Source organism: Legionella sainthelensi (assembly GCF_900637685.1).
GTDB lineage: Bacteria > Pseudomonadota > Gammaproteobacteria > Legionellales > Legionellaceae > Legionella > Legionella sainthelensi.
This window is the reverse complement of the sequence record NZ_LR134388.1, coordinates 158,510-175,713: the sequence shown is the minus strand read 5'-3', so window position 1 is coordinate 175,713 and position 17,204 is coordinate 158,510. Positions and strand designations below refer to the sequence as shown.

Sequence of the window (17,204 nt, the reverse complement as noted above, 5' to 3'; positions counted from 1 at the left end):
GAATGGTTAGATTAGAAATTCTTAACTAAATCTTAAACATATATAACATACCCACTATTTTTAGCGGGCATCATAATATCATCTAACAGGTGATGTAAAGAGATACGATAAATTAACTTGTAAACATAAAAGAAAAGGCATTTTCATGCCTTTTTTAAGCTCACGTTAATTAAGGAAATTGCTTGTTGTAACGAGTAAAGTCTTTCAAATCGAATTGGTTCCATGCTCTCATATCCAATACCGAACCACTAAATACCATAAAATCAGCGCGAGTTGTCGGTAGATTATAATAATATATATCACTTGCATCTGTAGCAAAATTGCTTTGATGTTTCGCTACTGAAATTTCTGCAACAGAACGCCCATGTGTTTTCACAAAACTGCGTTGAGCACGTAAATAACGCCCTTTAAATCGTGCATTATTCCAAAGCTCAACATCTAATCTATTTACCGCGCCGGCTAATTGAATCGTTGAGGTATCTTTTGCACGTATGGTTAAAGTATCTGTTTTAACCCAATACAGACTAAACCAAGCATTACCTTGCATGGTTAAATTTGCTAAATTAGCGACCCCAGAAAGTTGTACTTTAGGGCTGCCTTGCAAATGGATTTGTAAATTTTGACTGGAGATACCACCAATTTGAGTTATGCCTTTGCCCTTAATGTCCAGCACACGTAAACCAATGGAGCCATTTAATCTTACGGTGCCAGTATTTACCAAATAAACATCTAATACGCTCGTATGTAATTGATTGCCTACAACAGAGTTAGCATCTTTAACCGCTAAACGATTAAGAAATTGACCTCTAATATCCACAGATATAGGTCCATAGGATGGATACCCTTTTCCTAGACTTACATAAAGCGTATTTTGCGTCACAACTGTTTTTAACGCAGCCAAATCACGACTATCACCGCTTACAATAATTTGCGGTTCTTTATACCCCGTATGCACTGCAACGTTCATTTGTCCCTGAACATCAACATGATTAAACGCACTAACCGCTCTGACTTGTTTTGTTTTAACACCTTGTGGTGCTGGAGGTAAAGAAGGAGCTTTGGGCGCATGATGTGCGCATGCAGTTAATAAAAAAACAATAAGAGTCAATAAATAGCACTGCTTTTGCATAAGATTTTATCCCTATATCATAATTACTCTACATTAGAGGAAGTTTTAACAATGTTCAAGGTTTAGGTAAGCGTTCGCGCCTCAAGCACCCAGATGTCAGTATATCCTCTCAGAGACACCTATAATTCAACTTACAGCATATGAAGACTCTGTATTAAAATTAGAAAGAACTACAGTGTTAGGACAAGTATCATTAATTTGCGAATCAGGAGCTTCATCAACTAAAGACTCTAAAGAGTCATTATCTGAGATAAGTGCCGGTAATTGAATGTAAATATCTACTAAAATACCTTTTTTACACCCTAAATATATCTTGGTCGAATTCGTTGGACCAAATGATTGAGTAATCATCTCTCGGAGATGAGTTAATTGAACTTTTTGTCCTTGATGTTGTGTTAAGTATTGGCCAAATAAAGAATTATCGGCGGTCTCTGCTAAACGAATAGCTAAAGCAAAATATTGATCTGCTGATAAAACTTGACAACTGCCATGTTTATTCCATTCATGCCGTTCCAAACAACTTCCGTAATAATAGCTTGGCATTATCTTTTTTAAAAGTTCAGAAATCTGTGGCGATAAATCCAATGGGGGATAGGCACAATGACTCGTCTTTTGCTCTACCCCACAAAACCCATAATTTTGACCACACGCTTTTTGATTAGGCCACAATCCATGCAAGGTAAGATGTTTTGCTTGATAGGAGCTCTTAGGCAAATGGGTGCATTCTGGTTTGCCAGCTTCATATCCGTAGGTTTGGCAGAATCCAGGTTGTGAACTTAATGCTAAAACATAAGAATCGGACAAACCCGCATGCTTATCACAGGAATTGCCTGGCAGTTCGATAGCGTGTACGTTAATTGAAAAAATAAGCAATAACAAAGCAATAGACTTTATCATGAAGACACTTCAATTAGCTTCTTTGGTGACATTATACAGAAGAAGATGGTGAATACTAGCTCTTTATTTCAGATTAATTAATTGAATTTAATATCAAATTAAAAAATAAAACCCTTGGTGGTTGCTCATGCATCGCGCTTTATACGAAGCAATCGTCAACCATAAAGCGCATCTCATAAAGAGACAGATTGGATAGTCAACTTCTTCAAAATCTAGTTTGAATAAAGTGGCCCCTCTTCTGAATCCATCGAAGGATCAAAATCATTGTCGTCAAGTAATCGTTTTTTCTCTTGTTCTACTGATGTTTTCTTAAAGAAGCCATGGGGCTTTTTCGTTTCTGCCTTATTAAGTGACGCATAAAAGTTTGTATATTCTTCTTGGTCGAACTCCAATGCCTTTTTTTCCTCTGGTTTAAATAATGAATCAACCAGAAGACGAGTACCCAGAGCTAACCCCAACGCGGCACCAATAGCGAGTATACCAAATCCTAAAGGCATGCATATTAAACTTACAAACACAACCGCGGGGATAAAAATATCAAGTACAATACCACGCACTAAATTTACTGATTGATAAATCATCATTTGTTTTTGATATTCTGTCTCCGCTTGGAGCTTCTTAATTTCCAAGAATAGCAGTTTTCTTTGATCGTCCGTTAACTTATGCCCCTCTCTTTTCAAGAGATCCACTTTAAGATCAAGTTCCTCTTTAATTTCCTTTCTTGTTTGATGCGTGGCGTATAATTCGATACCCCCTTTTATTGCATTATTAATGATGGTTAAAGCAAGACAAACAACCGCCCCAGCAAGAGCTAGTGTCGCAGCAACAGGTGCGGCAACAGGCAAGAACGGCATCGTTAAAAGAACAAACGCCAGCATCAAACCCACAGCATAGGCAATATTGCTAATCAATGAGAGTTTGTTCATTTGCCATTCTCGCGCACATTTTGCTTGTTCTCTCTTTAAAGCATGCAGCTGCATCTGTAATTGCCGTTCTTCCGCAGCTCTCTCTTGTTTACCCTCTTGTTGTGTATTGCCATTAAGAACTTTAAGTCGCTTTTCTATTCTGGCGATATCTTCAGAATATTGCAGCATGGCTTTATTGTATTTCGTTTTCTGCTCTTCAAAATCCCAAATAGCGATGCTGATGTCAAAAATCAATAAAGCAACGGTTATTGCATCACCCCAAGTTCCTAAAATACTCTTTCCAGTTAACCAAAAAAAGCAAACTAAATTTGCTGTTCCCCAAAGAGAATCATTCAATAAGCTAAACTTTCTTTGATCCCATTGAGTTTGAAAACGCTCATACCAAGGCATTTTTGCCTCTTCTTCACTCATCCAGGGACCTTTAATGGTATGTTTTAGTAATAAAGAAAGATTTAATGCAAACCGCGCATAATATAAAGCCCAACTCAGTGTCCCTGTATAAGGGTCTGGATATCTGATTGCCTGTGCAGCCTGACCGGCATTAGGATGATCTTTAGGAACTAAATCAATTACTGTTTTTAAAAAAGTTGACTGCCATACCCAATTCAATCTCTTCTCATTTAGAGACCCCATGTAATCCTTAATCGTTTTGGTCGCGCCTTTTTCGGTTTTGGTATCAGTCCAATCTACAATTTTTTGGCCAAGTTCATAACCAACCGCCCACCCTAAGTACTTTAGCGGCTTATCCTGATTCAGCTCCGCTTGCTCCGGAGATTTTATAATGAAATTTTGATATTCTGGATCGAGTACGAGAAGAAATTCGACACACCGTTTAATGTGTTGAGTATATGCCTTGCGATTTTCAGTTTTTTGATAGTCTATTTCATGTTGTTGTTGCGCCAGTAAAAGCAAAAGTGTCATTTTTAGATCAAATCTTAATTGCTCTTTTTGCTGCTCATTCATATAGGCAAACATGACTCTGTCCGTATCACCTAATATCCCCAAATAAAAATTTAAGGAAGGAAGAAAATCAGCACTACGATGTTCATTAAAAGCACGACCAGTTACTGATCTTATTTCGTTTAGTGTATGTCCTTTTGCTTTTTTATAAGATGGAGTGCATTTTTTTCTTAATTGCTCGTAGTCATCTTTATTATCTTTGTTTTTTTCAAGCGCAATAACTTTTTGATTTTTTGTATCTGCGAAATAAAGTTTATCTTGGTGGGCAATCACCATATTTTTGTGGTAGAGTAAGGGGGTAACCTCAGTAAATTTGTTGCTGGGATCAAAATCGACCTCAATGAGACCACATTCTGCTCTACTAAATTCAAGAAACTCTTTACGCAGCTTAAGTAGATCTTTAAAGTGCCAATCAGCAACGTTCTTGTTTTTATTTAATTTATCGTTAAGAAAAGAGTGAAGAATTCCGCTGCTGGTAGCCATAATATTACCTTTGAGTTTATAAATCTTAGGCGACTAATTCCTTTAATCACAGTAAAAATCAATGTGTTCTTTTTTATAACATAGCACTAATTTTAAAAACAAGGTGGGTATTGATTGATTTACAGTATTGAAACTAAAATTTGCATAATCTAATTAAATAAGTTACATAGAAATTTCAGCCCTTAATACAGGGCATAAAACTCTGAAATATATAAGCTGAAAAACTAAAATTTGAAAATACGGAATTATAAAAGATCGCGTGCGTAAATATCATCAAATCGCTTAATGTCATCCTCTCCTAAATAAACACCACTTTGGACTTCTATTACATAAAGAGGTTCATTACTTGGATTACTTAAACGATGAAGGGTATTTTGCGCAATATACGTAGATTGATTTACTGATAAATAAATGGTTTGTTTGTCATTAATGACTTCTGCTTTCCCTGAAACCACAACCCAATGCTCTGCTCGATGCTGGTGCATTTGCAGTGATAGTCGTGCGCCCGGTTTCACCATGAGCCGCTTTACTTTAAAGGATGCACCTTCAGCTAAAATTTCATAATACCCCCAAGGTCGTGATACCCGTTGGTGATCTTGGATTAATTGATAGTGATCTTTGCTTAAAGAATTAACTAAATCTTTAACTTGTTGCGAATACTGCTTATCAGCGACCAAAACCGCATCTTGAGTAGCAACAATAATTTTGTCTTCTACTCCTACTGTTGTCACTAAGAGATCGGTACTGTGAATAAAACAATTTTTGCTGTTTTGTGCAACCACTTTTCCAGTAACTGTATTCCCATCTTCATCAGGTTTATTCGCATCTGCAACTGCAGACCAACATCCTAAATCACTCCATTGCATTGCCACAGGAATAACGACTGCTTTATCTGTCTTCTCCATAATTGCATAATCTATTGATTCTGCTTCGCATCGTGAAAACTCTTCCAAATCAAGACGTAAGAAGTCATGATGATGTTGGGCATTTAAAACCGCCTCGCGACTAAAATAATGAATGTCTGGTTGGTGCTCCACTAATTCATCTAGATATACACCGGCACGACACACAAAAATACCGCTATTCCAAAAATAGTTAGTACTCGCGATAAATTCTTTTGCCTTATCAGCTGAAGGCTTCTCTCTAAAACTTACTACTTGATGTACTTTTTCAGCAAGGGATGCTCCCGCCTCTATATAGCCATAACCAGTTTTAGGACTATCAGGTTGAATGCCAAAAGTCACTAAAGCTTGTTGTTCCGCGGCAAATTGCGCACCAATCCTCATCGCCTCTTGCCACGCTAAATCATCAGCAATCCAATGATCCGAAGGCAACACTAACATCACGGCATCAGAACCAGCAATTTGTGATATATAATGAGCTGCACTTGCAATCGCCGGCGCCGTATTGCGTGCACATGGCTCCAATAGGTAAGTTATTGAATGAGCAAAAGGATTGAGTTGCTCCTGACATAGAAAGTAATGTGCGTCATTACTTACAATAATGGCGTGTGCACTCTCCAGACTTTGTGCTCTTTTTACAGTTTGTTGCAGAAGAGACAATTCCCCGTTTAGGGCAAGAAACTGTTTAGGATAGTTTTTTCGCGACAAAGGCCATAAACGAGTCCCAGAACCTCCTGCAAGGATAACGGGATAAAGAGTAGTCGTCATAAAGTTCCATGTTATGGCATAATTGGCGCATTCTAACAGTATTTTAAACCTAAAAAAAGCGATTATCTTTTTTACAGCACACATGGCTAACAAATTCCATTTAGGTTAAAAAATAAGTCATTTATGGGGACTTTCAATGAAAAAAGCAGTTATTTTACTCTCGGGCGGGCTCGATTCCACAACCTGCCTCGCTTTGGCAGCTTCAAAAGGCTTTACCTGTTATCCAATAAGCTTTTCGTATGGACAAAGACATTCAGCAGAATTATTTGCAGCACAGCGTATTGCCGCACATTACAAAGCAAGAGAACATCAAATTGTAACCTTGGATACTGAATTATTTCGTAACTCAGCGTTGACTGACACAAACTTAGATGTCCCTGAGTTTAAGGAAGGATCAGAGATCCCAGTAACTTATGTTCCTGCACGCAATACTATTTTTCTAGCCATGGCATTGGGGTATGCAGAATCTATAGGCGCTAGAGATATTTTTATCGGAGCAAGTTCTGTGGATTACTCTCACTATCCTGATTGCCGTCCCGAATTTATTACTGCCTTTCAAACTCTCGCTAACTTGGCTACCAAGGCAGGAGTAGCAGGGAACTCTTTCACGATTCATGCCCCCCTACAGTATTTAAGCAAAGTACAAACCATCCAACTTGGAATAAGCCTGGGCGTAGATTATAGCCTGACCGTTTCTTGTTATCAGGCTAACGATGCAGGTGAAGCATGTGGTCATTGTGATAGTTGTACCTTTAGACAGCGAGGATTTATAGGCGCTGGAATTGATGACCCAACACGATATCGTCATCTTAAATAGAATCTCTTTTGAAATTGAGTAGGGTGCCGTCCTCGAGAGTATCAAAAATAAAATAACTTCTCAAAATACAACTTACACTTTGTGCTTGGGAAGTTCGCTTCTTAATCTCATAGCCATGGGGCATAAGCAGAGAGGCGGGCTTTTTATTTAGCATCAACACCATTAAAGCAAGTTACAAAATTCTAGAAAACAGTCTTGCTACTATTAAACCAATATGGGTATTAAAAGACAGGCGTATATCAGGTTTTATTAAAAACGGCTCTTTTAGAATAAATAATATCAAAAATGAAAAACAATTAACCAATAAGTTGTTTAAAGTCAAATTATTTTACACTTTTGTTACAACAAATTGAGCATTTTTGATTCACATGTTGCAAATTCATTGCTATCATCCGTTCTGATTTATAACCTTGGAGTAAAAAATGAAAAAATTTATGCGGACGGTTGCTTATTTACCAGCTGATGTTTTTAGCGGTGCGGTTAATCTTGCATTAGGTTCTTCTCAAAAAGATAAAGAAGGTGAAATCAAGACAAATCGCGGTCTTTTAGGTCTTCTTCTTGACGGTGTTAAATATGTTGCTCAATCTACTGCTAATTTCATCGCTGCGCATAAAAAAGCAATTTCTGTTGCTGCATGGCTCTCTCTAGCTGCTGCTGCTGGTGTTGGTCTTACATTATTCTTGTGGCCTGCTGCTTTAACTGCTGTTGCTACTTTTACAGTTTATGGCTTCTCTATTGCTGGCATCGTTGGTGCTAACACTGCTCTGCAAATTGGATTTGCTGCTGGATTAGCTGCTGCTGCTGCTTCTGTTGGTACTTATTTGACTGCTGCTGTAGTAAACAGTGTTTCTGCAATTGCTAGTTACTTTAAGCGTCCTAGCAAAACAGAAAAATTGCTTGCTAGTAATGAGGAATCTTTAAGTGAAGAAAGTTCACATAGCCATGATGACATTCCTGATACTAACCCAAGCCTCACCTTATTAAATTCACAAGCGCCTAAGACTACAAGTACTGTTACTCAAGAGAGCGCACCACAATTTACGGAACTATTCTCAAGTCAAAAACCCGTTGTTGAGAAGAAAGATTCAGTAGATGAGCTTCGTCTATCTTGCTAATCATGCAAATAATGGATTAGAAAAAACGCGGCTGAAGCCGCGTTTTTTATTTCCGGCCTTCTGACTAAAAGCTGTTTACAATTCTACTTCTCTTGCTAAAGCATTTGCATCCCTTTTGCGTTATAATCAATCATCTGTCATACAAGTAGGTGCTTTATTTTGATGAAACAACGCAAAATGCTGGTTACCAGCGCTTTACCTTATGCAAACGGACATTTACATCTGGGACATTTAGTGGAGCACATTCAAACTGATATTTGGGTCCGCACTCATAAAATGTCTGGGATTGAATGCATCAGTATTTGTGGCGATGACGCGCACGGCACCCCCATTATGTTGAAAGCAGAACAAATGGGAGTTAGTCCAGAAGCATTAACCGCTGAAATAAAGCTGAGTCATGAACGCGATTTCAACGCCTTTGCTATAGATTATGACTGTTATCACACCACCCATTCGCCAGAAAATCAGACTTTAGCTGCAGCAATTTATGAAAAGCTCAAGAAAAATGGCTCTATTATTAAAAAAACCATACATCAAGCTTACGATCCAGTAAAAGAAATGTTTTTACCCGATCGTTACGTCAAAGGAACTTGCCCTAAATGCGGTGCTAAAGACCAATATGGAGATAATTGTGAAGTCTGTGGTGCTACCTACTCACCAACAGATCTCATTGATGCTGTCTCCGCCATTTCTGGTGCTAAACCTATCGAAAAAGATTCAGAACATTATTTCTTTGATTTACCACGTTATGAAAATCTTTTAAAAGAGTGGACTCGAGGCGGTCATTTGCAAACAGAGGTTGCCAATAAATTGGATGAATGGTTTGCGTCAGGTTTAAAACAATGGGACATTTCTCGTGATGCACCTTATTTTGGCTTTCCTATCCCGGGAACGACTGATAAATACTTTTACGTATGGTTAGATGCCCCTATAGGTTATATGGCAAGTTTTAAAAAATACTGTGATGAGCATGGAGTTTCATTCGCAGAATTTTGGGATAAAGACTCTGCCACGGAATTGTACCATTTTGTAGGTAAAGACATTGTTTACTTCCACGCTTTATTTTGGCCTGCAATGCTCGCCGCTAGTGGTCATCGCACACCTACCGCGGTTTACACACATGGCTTTTTAACAGTTGACGGACAAAAAATGTCTAAGTCACGTGGAACTTTTCTTGAGGCCCGTACTTATCTTGAATACCTGCACCCAGAATATTTACGCTATTACTTCGCTGCTAAACTCAATGGGCGTGTCGATGATCTGGATTTAAATTTTGATGATTTCACCAATAGAATTAATGCCGACCTCGTGGGTAAAGTAGTTAACATAGCAAGTCGATGTGCAGGATTCATCAATAAACGATTTGCCAACACCTTGAGTGAACACTTAAGTGAACCTCAATTATATGCGGAACTCATCGCCGTACGTAGCGAAGTCATTGAATCATTTGTTTCTCGTGATTATGCACGTGCTATTCGTCACATTATGGATTGTGCCGATAAAGTCAATCAATACATTGACGCTCACAAACCCTGGATATTGGCAAAAGAAGAAGGACGTCTCTCCGAAGTACAAGATATTTGTACTATGGGGATTAATTTATTTCGCATTTTAATGACTTATTTAAAACCGGTGCTGCCATTAATGAGTAATGCGGTAGAAACGTTCTTAAATTGTGATCCCTTAAATTGGGAAGCAATCAATACCCCTTTATTGAACCATCAAATCAATACGTTCCAGCCGTTAATGGTTCGTGTTGAAAAAGAAAAAATTCAAGCCATGGTGGAACAATCAAAACAGGTGCATCATGGCCTCAGTTAAAGAAATAGATGCTCTTTTACCACAAACTCAATGTGGTGAATGTGGTTATTCAGGTTGTTTGCCCTATGCTGAAGCACTTGTCCAGGGCATAACCTCGATTAATAAATGCCCACCAGGCGGTGTCGCTACAGCAACAGCATTAGGTGCGTTACTCAATATAGATCCCGCACCTTATCTTGATGAAGTAAGAGCAAATACCCGCCCCCCCTCCGTTGCAGTCATTCGCGAAGCAGAATGCATAGGCTGCACCAAATGCATTAAAGCGTGTCCTGTAGATGCAATAATTGGCAGTGGCAAATTAATGCATGCAGTGTTGACACACGAATGCACTGGTTGTGGTTTGTGTGTTGCACCTTGTCCTGTAGATTGTATTGAGATGGTAGAGTTGCCTGCCGTAGAATATGATAAAGATTTAGCGCGTGTCCGTTTTCATGCCAAACAAACCCGATTATTAAGAGAGGATCATGAAAAACAACAAGCTTATAGAGAAAAACGCCAATTAGCGATGCAAGCCACTAATAAAGCACAAGAGATAAAAGCTAAGCAAGATTATATCCAACTGGCTTTGGCTCGTGTGAACGCTAAAAAAACTCATGAATAAACAAAAACGACGTGAAATTTTTCTGCGCTTCCAAGCGCAAAATCCACACCCAGTTACTGAATTGGTCTACCATTCTTCTTTTGAATTATTAATAGCTGTTATTCTTTCAGCCCAAGCAACGGATGTTGGGGTAAATAAAGCCACAGCTAAATTATTCCCCGTGGCAAACACTCCTCAAGCGATCCTTGATTTAGGTTTAGAAAAACTCAAAGACTATATAAAATCTATAGGTTTATATAACAGCAAAGCACAAAATATCATAAAAACCTGTGAGTTACTGCTCAAGAATTACCATGGACAAGTTCCTGATCGGCGTGAAGCATTAGAAGCATTACCTGGCGTAGGCCGAAAAACAGCAAATGTAGTACTTAATACTGCTTTTGGACAACCTACAGTGGCTGTGGATACCCATATCTTTCGGGTAGCAAATCGAACAGGAATTGCCAAGGGTAAAACGCCTTTGGAAGTGGAAAAAAACTTACTAAGGAGTACAGCATCTGAATTTTTAAAAGACGCACATCATTGGCTTGTATTACATGGGCGTTATGTATGTACTGCACGAAAACCGCATTGTAAATCATGTATTATTGAAGATCTTTGCGAATATCCTGAGAAAAATTTATCATAGTTAACGTGAGTTCGACATAAAATGCATAAAAATAACTTTTATGTCGAACTCATGCTAATTGCTAAAGCACGAAGCAATTTCTCGTTATCTGAGTGCACCACGATGAGTAACAAACTTTATAGTCATCACTGACAAACATAATAGGAAGTTAGGTATAACAAGTATGAATGCACGGAATAAAAATACATTTATAAATAAAATCCTATTAAAGTTCTATCGCTTTTTATCAAAAGAAGATCGTGTGGCAAAAAGAACTTATTTATATAATTTTGGGCAAATGATCCAAGAGATCAAACCTGGTGATGTTCTTCTAGTCGAAAGTCACACGCGTATCGGTAACATCATTAGGCTCATTTCTGAAAGCACTTGGACTCATGCAGCTTTATATATTGGCCGTATCGATGACATCACTGCTCCAGATTTACATGAATTAGTGCAAAAACATGTAAAAAATTTATCCTCAGATCAATTAATTATTGAAAGCATCCTCGGAGAAGGAACTCGAGTGTCTTGCGTCGATGAATACAAAAATGAGCACATAAGAATTTTAAGACCTTCTCTTTTATTACCAGAAGATCGTGAACAAGTTATTGCTTCGGCGATTCATAAAATTGGAAAAAACTACAGCTTACGACATCTTTTTGATCTGGCACGTTTTATTTTTCCTTGGAGTATTTTTCCACGCAGATGGCGTTCTTCGTTATTCCAACATAATATGTTACAACCCACAGAAGATATTTGCTCTTCAATGATTGCCGATGTTTTTCAATCCGTGAATTATCCTATTTTGCCTTTGATTACAAAAGATAAAACAGGCTATGCATTAATACATAGAAATCCCCGTCTCTACACACCAAGCGACTTTGATCTTTCTCCATTTTTTGATGTCATCAAATACCCCATTTTACCGCTAGGCAAAGGGCAAACTTATAGAGATTTACCATGGAAAAAACAATTAATTAGTGACGATATTGCTGTGGTTCCACTGATAGATGAAAGTCAGGAACAAAATTAAGCAGTTTTGCGTCATAAAAACAATAAACAATAGTAGAATCATAGCACAATGTAGTGTTACTGTACTTCATGAGGAAAAGACTAGCATTTCTCATTTTTTCCTCATACAATGAGATTTCCTAGTTGCACGGAGAGCAAGAGTATGAACTGGTGGACGTCAGTAATAGATGGAGCTAAATCATTTGGTGATGGAGCAGCTTGGGTATTTAGCAAAGCCCCCATCACGCAAGCAGTAAGCTATGCCGCAGATACAGCATTTTATGTAACCGAACAAGTGTTAGCGCTACGCGAAGCAATTCCTGCTTTAATTGCTCCATTTAAAACTCGCGTAGAAGAAATGACACCCGCAATGGAATCCGTACAAAAAGTTATTAAAGGAATGGGGAATGTTGTATTCCACGACGTACTTCCCGTGGTAGCTGTAAACTATGTGAACAACGGCATTCAAAGTTATTTTCGTGAGGGTTATAGCGAAGAGCAAGGTTCGTTTTTGGCTCCCTACGCTCTTTTTTTATCCACTCTTTCTTTAGCCAATTACGGTGTTCAGCTCTATAACTATAGACAAGCAACTAAATTAGTAGCCCATACTTTAGTTCTCGACACAATAGCACCCTCTGCGTTTAACGAACACAAAGCACTCGTTCCATCAAATCCGACCCTTTGTGTCGAAGAAGATTGTAATTTTAAACGAAAGTTTAAAGGTTCCCTACGAGGGACAATAGGATTAGCTTTAAATGATCTTGTGCTATGGGGCATTAGCCAATTTCCGTATGGTGGCAAGCAAATCTCATGGGTGTTAGGCCTTTATTTTTATGGTGAATATATTACCTATATGGCCACACCTGAGCGATGCGAACGTCATAAGGGAATGAAATCAGAATCCATACTTTCTTTGGGTTTAGCGTACACTGGAACCTCTGCGCTTATGAATTACGCACTTGAATCCACTGTAGGAGTCCCTCCTTACCTGTATAACAGAACATTACAACATTTGCTGCTTTTACTGCATATTAATGTTGCCTCTCATATGTCGCTGCCCTTAGTCAAACCACAAAAGGAAACATCGATTCCAGTTGATCCCTTATTTTTGTATGATCGCACAAAGCGATTTATTATTGATGTAGTCTTTGCTGGTTTAATGAAAAGGGTACCCATCGATTTTAAACCACCTGAAGGAGCAAAGCCTTTTATTCCACTTTCAACCGTATTTAAGTTTTTCACTAAAATATTGGAAAGTGATTTAGAAAAAGTGCAGGTCTCCGAACCTGGATTTTTTAAGCAAGCCACCAGGGTTGTTTTGCCTAATATGTTTCATAATCCTAAAAATGCCGTTAATGATCCAGTGATCAAACAATTTTGGCCAGAAATACGCAGTGACTTACTTAATATTATAGATATTGTGGAGTCTACAAAACCTATTCAAACGTTAACAACAGGGGCCAAGCCAATTGCTTCTACAGTTAAATACACCTTGCCTAAAATTCTTTGGTATCGTTTTGGTTTACCTATAAAGCTATCTGAATTTCTTTTATCTTTAAGTAAAAAAGAGGACTTTTGGAGTTTTGTAACCGCACTGAAACGTTGGATTGAACGCAATGATGTCTCTCGTGAAATCATTTTAACTAAAATAAATTCTAAAGCAGGATTGCACGATACAGACAAGATAATCGAACTGCCACCTGATACAAAAAAATCAACAACAATACCTCCATCAATAGAAGAGTTAAAAACACCTCGCCCATCAATGATCGCTGATGCAAAACAGTTGATTTCTCATAAACCATCATCTGTAATCACTGCCAATAGCTTATTCTCTACAAAACAGCGAAAAAATCTAACCAGCGGCCCTAAAATTGATGAGATACAGGCAGTACAATACAACTAGAATTGAACGTAGTGTGTCGACATTGTAGTCTGATGAATCAGACTACACCCAGACTCACCTTTATATTTGAATTCGTTCAAAATACGTGAAATAAACCCTTTTATTGCTAGAAATCAACCTATTACCTTCTTTTTTTTTACCAAGAGAACACCAAGAAGCCTTATCCAAACTGCTGTTAATTACTTGCCATATTAAACACTATAGTGTTATATTTGCGCACGAACTAGCTCATTACAAAGCAATTATCGCAGAAAAACCAGGACTGTTTATGGAAATCCAACACAAATGAATCAATCGTTGCCTGCACAGAACTCTCCCGGTTTTTTGTTTTTGACTGTAAGCGCCATTACCTCTCTAATTTTATTAATTAATGTATCGTTTAAAATTGTCCTACTTCAAGGACTGATGTTTTCTGTGAATGGTTTAATCTGTCCACTAGTTGCAGGATTATATTTGTTAGCCTTAAGAAACTTCACTATAAAAGAACAAAGGCATTTTTTGAACATTTCTTTAATGACTGTATATGTATTTTGTATCGGCGTATTTGTATTAGTGAATTTGCCCGCCGCTGAATATATGCACAATAATCCGGTGTACCAAATCATTTTTGAAGATATTCCCAAAAAATTCTTTGCAACTACTACAGCTTTTGCACTCAGTTTTTACTTACCGCACCTTCTGTTTTATCCAAAATCCAGTAGGACGCTTCCCACATCAAAACAATGCATGCTTTTGGCTGTTCTTGGTGGGTTAAGCTTTTTTGGTTTGGATTTTTTTCTTCTATTTTCTGGGACATACCTACCTAATTTTAAACAAATTTTTATTGACTCGTCGATGATAGCTTCTCTCATATTGCTTATGATTGGAATTTTTTATTTGACTTTTTTGCTCAAACATCAAAACACATCTTTTACCCCCGAACGAGGTAGCGAAAAACTACCTTTATATGATTACCTTATTTGTTTTGCAATCATCGTCATGCTGATCTGTTTGGCTTGCGAATACAGAATAATTACGCTCATTAGTAAACACAATATCCTATCAGCAAGTTCTTTATTTTTTCCTATAACCCTAGTAATCAGTACGATTTTAGGTGAGTTATGGGGCTATAAAGTCAACTTAAAATTGTGTCTGGTACTTATTGCAACTCAATTTATATTTGATGTCTTATTAATGGTTGTTGTTGCCTTACCCTCTCCTACATTCCTTAATTTGAATCCCTTTTACAGCTACATCATGCTTAAAAGGCTGCCTGCTGCATCGTTGACTTTGTTTCTCGCCTTTATAAGCAATGCGATGTTACTGCATCATTTAAAACAACCTAAATGGGCTTTGCAGCGCCCTCTTCGTATTTTAATTGCTAATATTTGTGCGAATTCTTTATTGTGTTTGATAGATTACAGTTTATTGTTTGGTGGGATTTATCCCTATGATCAAATTATTAATTTAGTGGCTAATGTATGGGATTACAAGCTACTAATGACGTTGATTTCTTTGCCCTTTATTCTATGGCTATGCGCCCATATGGAAAAAAATAAAACTTTAAATACCTTACAATATGATTAAAAAATATCTTTTATAAAGATAATTAGAAGAAATCACCCTCTGCAAGGACAAGAGATCTACTAGGCTGCAGCGAAATTTCTGGCAAAGTTTACTGCGTTGCCTTTTAACACCCCCAGTGGGATGACGCAGTCAATTTTTCCTTAAATTGACCACCCGAAGAAGAAGAGGATATGCCCATTCACCAAGATTCTATCGATACAGATTCGTTAAGTTGGAAGCATTCTTCATCCAGTGAATTTTCTTTAATCCTTTTTAATGGGACGCTTCCAGCCATATACCGTTTTTTGTTTTGACTCTGTTAAAGTTAACTCACCAGGAGGAACGTTTTTACGTATTGTACTCCCAGCACCAATAGTTGCATGAGCGCCTACTGTTACTGGGGCAACTAGTTGCGTATCTGAACCAATAAATACACCATCTTCAATAATCGTTTTGTGCTTATTAACCCCATCGTAATTGCAGGTTATAGTGCCAGCACCAACATTAACTTCTTTTCCTAATTCAACATCACCTAAATAGCTTAAATGGCTGGCTTTTGATCCTTCATCAAATACTGCTTTTTTTGTTTCTACAAAGTTACCGATTTTGCAATTTGCAGCCAACTGTGTTCCTGATCGTAAACGAGCAAAAGGGCCAATTTTACAATCATTTGCTATATTACAACCCTCTAATACACTATGAGCATAAACCTCGCAGCCTGCTCCTAAAACCACATCTGCCAAGATACAATTAGGTCCTATAATACAACCATCACCCAGTATTACTTTTCCGTGAAAGACGCAATTGACATCTATTGATACATCTTTGCCACAAATTAATTCTCCTCGTAAGTCAAAACGATTTGCATCAACAATCGTTACCCCTTGTTGCAATAACTCCTTCGCTTTCCTTGTTTGCCAGATGCGTTCCAACTCATGTAATTGAAGTCGATTATTAACTCCTTGGATTTCTGCATCATCTTTTGCACTTAGTGTTCTAATAGATGTTTTATTGGCAACAGCTAAGGCAATAATTTCTGTCAAATAGTATTCGCCCTGAGCATTATCATTACTCAATTTAGGCAACCATTTTTCTAAATCATCGGAAATTGCACAACAAATCCCCGAATAAATTTCTTTTATATTCTTTTCTTGCTCATTTGCATCTTTTTCTTCTACAATGATGGAAACTTCACCTTGATTGTCTCTAATAATACGCCCAAGACCACTGGGATCTTCAAGATGAGCAACCAAGAGTGTCAAAATGGAATGATAAGAATTTGCTGGATGGCTGCATTCAATTAAAGCCCTTAATGTACTTGCTTGGATAAGCGGCACATCAGCAGATAAAACAAGAACTTGTGTTTGTGGTGGAATAAAAGGTAAAGCTTGCATCACGGCGTGGCCTGTACCCAATTGTTCTGCTTGATATACCCAATGCACAGGTAAGTCAGGGAGTGAGTTCTTAAGCTGTTCACCACCATGACCATATATAACATGAATTGCATCAGGATTTAGTTGCTGCGCGGTTTCCACTACCCGAACCAGCATAGGCTTCCCAGCAAGCGGGTGAAGTACTTTTGGGATATTGGAATACATTCGTTTACCCTGGCCTGCAGCTAAAATGATAATTTGTAAGTTCATGAAATTATAATTTCCTAGGTTAAAAACAATAACAGGTATGCAATGAAACAATCTACCTAAATATAAATAG

The 17,204-nt window shown here is 37.8% G+C and carries 13 protein-coding genes; 8 read left to right on the top strand and 5 right to left on the bottom strand.

From position 1 onward, the window contains the following. Positions 1–169 precede the first annotated feature (169 nt). The 4 genes from EL220_RS00740 to EL220_RS00725 form a co-directional block, all read right to left on the bottom strand. Positions 170–1,129, bottom strand: coding sequence for a GIN domain-containing protein (locus tag EL220_RS00740; RefSeq protein WP_027272457.1), 960 nt, complete (start codon positions 1,127–1,129; stop codon positions 170–172). 126 nt (positions 1,130–1,255) lie between these two features. Then, the gene (locus EL220_RS00735; protein WP_027272456.1) at positions 1,256–2,026 is read right to left on the bottom strand and encodes a ribonuclease T2 family protein; all 771 of its coding nucleotides are present in this window, start codon (positions 2,024–2,026) and stop codon (positions 1,256–1,258) included. Positions 2,027–2,238: 212 nt separating this feature from the next. Next, positions 2,239–4,395 (bottom strand): hypothetical protein, encoded by a 2,157-nt coding sequence (locus EL220_RS00730; RefSeq protein ID WP_027272455.1) that lies wholly within the window; start codon positions 4,393–4,395, stop codon positions 2,239–2,241. Positions 4,396–4,640: 245 nt separating this feature from the next. Next, positions 4,641–6,065 carry a mannose-1-phosphate guanylyltransferase/mannose-6-phosphate isomerase gene (locus tag EL220_RS00725; RefSeq protein ID WP_027272454.1) on the bottom strand — a complete coding sequence of 475 codons (1,425 nt, stop codon included), beginning with the start codon at positions 6,063–6,065 and terminating at the stop codon, positions 4,641–4,643. 136 nt (positions 6,066–6,201) lie between these two features. Here EL220_RS00725 and queC point away from each other — a divergent pair, with 136 nt between their 5' ends. From queC to EL220_RS00685, 8 genes are all read left to right on the top strand, one after another. Beyond that, positions 6,202–6,882, top strand: coding sequence for a 7-cyano-7-deazaguanine synthase QueC (gene queC, locus EL220_RS00720; protein ID WP_027272453.1), 681 nt, complete (start codon positions 6,202–6,204; stop codon positions 6,880–6,882). A gap of 422 nt (positions 6,883–7,304) precedes the next feature. Beyond that, positions 7,305–7,997: a hypothetical protein gene (locus EL220_RS00715; RefSeq protein ID WP_027272452.1), complete on the top strand. Its 693-nt coding sequence runs from the start codon at positions 7,305–7,307 to the stop codon at positions 7,995–7,997. A gap of 177 nt (positions 7,998–8,174) precedes the next feature. Continuing rightward, positions 8,175–9,818, top strand: coding sequence for a methionine--tRNA ligase (gene metG / locus EL220_RS00710; protein WP_232002767.1), 1,644 nt, complete (start codon positions 8,175–8,177; stop codon positions 9,816–9,818). After that, positions 9,805–10,419 carry an RnfABCDGE type electron transport complex subunit B gene (locus tag EL220_RS00705; RefSeq protein WP_027272450.1) on the top strand — a complete coding sequence of 205 codons (615 nt, stop codon included), beginning with the start codon at positions 9,805–9,807 and terminating at the stop codon, positions 10,417–10,419. Before metG ends, EL220_RS00705 begins: the two co-directional genes overlap by 14 nt. Beyond that, positions 10,412–11,047, top strand: a complete 636-nt coding sequence (gene nth / locus EL220_RS00700) for an endonuclease III (protein WP_027272449.1) — start codon at positions 10,412–10,414, stop codon at positions 11,045–11,047. Before EL220_RS00705 ends, nth begins: the two co-directional genes overlap by 8 nt. A 163-nt stretch (positions 11,048–11,210) precedes the next feature. Then, complete coding sequence (locus tag EL220_RS00695) at positions 11,211–12,062, top strand: YiiX/YebB-like N1pC/P60 family cysteine hydrolase (protein ID WP_027272448.1); 852 nt, start codon at positions 11,211–11,213, stop codon at positions 12,060–12,062. A gap of 141 nt (positions 12,063–12,203) precedes the next feature. Next, complete coding sequence (locus tag EL220_RS00690) at positions 12,204–13,946, top strand: hypothetical protein (RefSeq protein ID WP_027272447.1); 1,743 nt, start codon at positions 12,204–12,206, stop codon at positions 13,944–13,946. Positions 13,947–14,231: 285 nt separating this feature from the next. Continuing rightward, the gene (locus EL220_RS00685) at positions 14,232–15,512 is read left to right on the top strand and encodes a VUT family protein (RefSeq protein WP_027272446.1); all 1,281 of its coding nucleotides are present in this window, start codon (positions 14,232–14,234) and stop codon (positions 15,510–15,512) included. Between the two features lie 242 nt (positions 15,513–15,754). On the opposite strand, the gene glmU is transcribed toward EL220_RS00685, so the two are convergent. Then, on the bottom strand, positions 15,755–17,134 hold the full coding sequence (gene glmU, locus EL220_RS00680; protein ID WP_027272445.1) for a bifunctional UDP-N-acetylglucosamine diphosphorylase/glucosamine-1-phosphate N-acetyltransferase GlmU: 1,380 nt from the start codon (positions 17,132–17,134) through the stop codon (positions 15,755–15,757). Positions 17,135–17,204: the final 70 nt, after the last annotated feature.